Below are 1,334 nucleotides of genomic sequence, written 5' to 3'. Positions count from 1 at the left end.
GTCGACGATGGTGCGGCCACGGCCGATGAAGGCGCGCCTGTCGGTCTCGGCCTCGGCGTCGCGCGCCGATCCGGACGGATCGGTGACGAAATGCACCATGGCGATATCGGGCTCGCTGGTCTCGCGCTTGCGCCGCGTGGCGAAGATCGCCGCGTTGTTCGCAGAGATTTCGGTTTCCACGAACATCTTCGAGAAGGCCGGATGCGCGTTGTCGGACGCCTCCAGGCCGAGCACCAGCTCGGCAAAGGAGGTCACTTCGATGTGACGGTCGGACGGACCGTCATTGTAGAGCGTGACCCGACGGCCCTCGCCATTGCCTTCCGAGATGACGATGCATTCGACCTCGGAGCGCAAGGTGCCCACCGATTTGACGAAGCTCGCCTTGTCGTCGGAGAACAAGGTCTGCGCCTTTTCCTCGGCGGCTCGCTTCGGTTCGGCTGTAGCCGACCACCAGTCGCCGGTGCCGGCGTCACGCAGGAAGATGTAGGAGCCGAGCCGGTCCTCGGTCGGATCCGGCTGCCAGCGGGTGACGGAGAGATCGCCCCAGCGGCTGTAGCCCGAGCCGGTCGCGCTGACCATCACCGAATAGCGGCCGTTCGACATGACGTTGGTCGACCGCAGCGACTGCAGCGGATTGAGCACGATGCGGGTGTCGGGGCTGTCGACTTCGGTCTCGTCCTTGGAGCGTTCGTCGGCCTCGGTCCTGACGGTCGCTGTCGGGATGTCGCGCGGCGCCCTCTCCTGCAGCAAGAGTTCGGCCGATTCGATGACCGGATCGCTGTGGAAGCGGTCGCGCATGCGACCTTCGAAGATGGCGTCGGCAACCGCCGCGATCGACATGCCCGAATGGTGGGCCATATAATTCTGGACGACGACATGGTCCGTGCCTTCCGGCACGCGCTGCGGCGTGAAGTCGACGGCATCGTAGTAGCCGTGGCGGCCGAGCGCCCCGATCTCCCGCAATCGGGCGAGATTCAGCACGGCTTCACGCGGATTGAACTGGGCCGCCAGTATGGTGGCGTAAGGCGCGATCACCGTGTTCTGGCCAAGACCGCGCTTCAGCCCGAGGCCTGGAACGCCGAAATTGGTATATTGGTAGGTCAGTTCGCGGTCGCGGGCATTGTAGGCGGCCTCCGAAATGCCCCACGGCACGTTCTTCTGGCGGCCATACTGGATCTGGCGTTTGATGATCAGCTTGCTGGTTTGGTTGAGGATCGAGCCCTGCGGCTCCTTCATGACCAGCGGCGGCATCAGATATTCGAACATCGAGCCGGACCAGGACATCAGCGCGCCCTGGAAACCGATTTCGACGATCGGCCGGCCAAGCCTGAACC

At 64.2% G+C, this 1,334-nt stretch carries 1 protein-coding gene; it reads right to left on the bottom strand.

The genetic code is table 11. The features are described from left to right. Nucleotides 1-1,334, bottom strand: a 1,334-nt coding sequence (locus tag EN991_RS36505; RefSeq protein WP_281058852.1) for a glucoamylase family protein, incomplete at both ends; no start/stop codon positions are given.

Origin of the sequence: Mesorhizobium sp. M7A.F.Ca.US.005.03.2.1 (genome assembly GCF_003997795.1) — a bacterium.
Lineage (GTDB): Bacteria > Pseudomonadota > Alphaproteobacteria > Rhizobiales > Rhizobiaceae > Mesorhizobium > Mesorhizobium ciceri.
The sequence above is the reverse complement of the archived record's forward strand: the minus strand, read 5'-3'. Positions and strand labels throughout refer to the sequence as shown.